This window comes from Flavobacterium cheongpyeongense (genome assembly GCF_003202435.1).
Taxonomy (GTDB): Bacteria; Bacteroidota; Bacteroidia; order Flavobacteriales; family Flavobacteriaceae; genus Flavobacterium; species Flavobacterium cheongpyeongense.
Genome location: NZ_QJHK01000048.1, coordinates 1 through 960, shown reverse-complemented (window position 1 = coordinate 960; position 960 = coordinate 1). Strand labels below are relative to the sequence as shown.

The following is a 960-nucleotide window of genomic DNA, read 5'->3' as shown; positions in this document are numbered from 1 at the left end:
TTGAGTTATGCACTTAATATCTGTTTTATATTTTTTTGATATATCGGTTTTGCATTTACCATTCTTTCTATGGATTTATGAAAAATACTTGTTTTAAATTGAGAACGGTTTATCCTAAAACAAAACTCGTCAAAATAAGCTTGAATATGCCATTTGCTAACGTGAGTTGGTATTGTTCTAATCCAAGATTTCAATTGCATTATTACAATATGTAATTCCTTGAAATTTTTCCCCTGATCACTTAATTTTTGTTCAATATTATAAACCTTTTTTAGAGGTTCATATCCTCTCCATTTATCGGTAACTATCTGTGCGCTTTTACTTATATGCTCTTCAAAAATTGGGGTTAATGATTTTGAAGAATAGTCATCAATAGACTTTACATAAACTCTTTTTATCTGATGCTTTTGGTTTAATTCTACTGCTATTACTGCCTTTTTCTTTTTAGAATCATAACTTCTTCCTTGTTTTCCTTCTTCTTTTCCTCCAACAGTAAATTCATCCACATGAACTAATTCTGACAAAGGATATTTCTGACTGCTTTGCATTGCTTTGCGTACTTTTTGCATAAAATACCAAGCAGTGCCTTGGCGTATTTCAAAACGTTTTCCCATTTGAATGCTTGATACACTTTTGCTACTGGTGGTCATTTCAAATACAATGCAAAAAGCTTTGTGTAAACCAAACTTAACTTTATGGAACAATGTATTTGCGGTAGAACTTTCTACATGTTGACAACCATAACATTGATAATTATATCCTGATTTTTCACAGCCTTTAGTGTGTCCACATTTTATACAAGTAAAGCCATCTTTCCATTTAATTTGTGATAAATAAGCTTTGCATGCTTCATCATTTGGCAATTCTTTTATAAAGTTTAGTATGCTTTGTCCTTCAAACACTTCCATAACGTATGATTTTAAAGGCATAAAGATACAGAAACTAAATGACTAACTCAAT

At 30.6% G+C, this 960-nt stretch carries 1 protein-coding gene; it reads right to left on the bottom strand.

Annotation, left to right across the window (positions count from 1 at the left end; genetic code table 11):
* Positions 1-5: 5 nt before the first annotated feature.
* The gene (locus tag DMB65_RS21840) at positions 6-908 is read right to left on the bottom strand and encodes an IS1595 family transposase (RefSeq protein WP_110308727.1); all 903 of its coding nucleotides are present in this window, start codon (positions 906-908) and stop codon (positions 6-8) included.
* Positions 909-960: the final 52 nt, after the last annotated feature.

Bases quoted from the DNA above. Each gene is read 5' to 3' on its own strand.
- DMB65_RS21840 (WP_110308727.1), bottom strand. From the start codon at position 908: ATGGAAGTGTTTGAAGGACAAAGCATACTAAACTTTATAAAAGAATTG.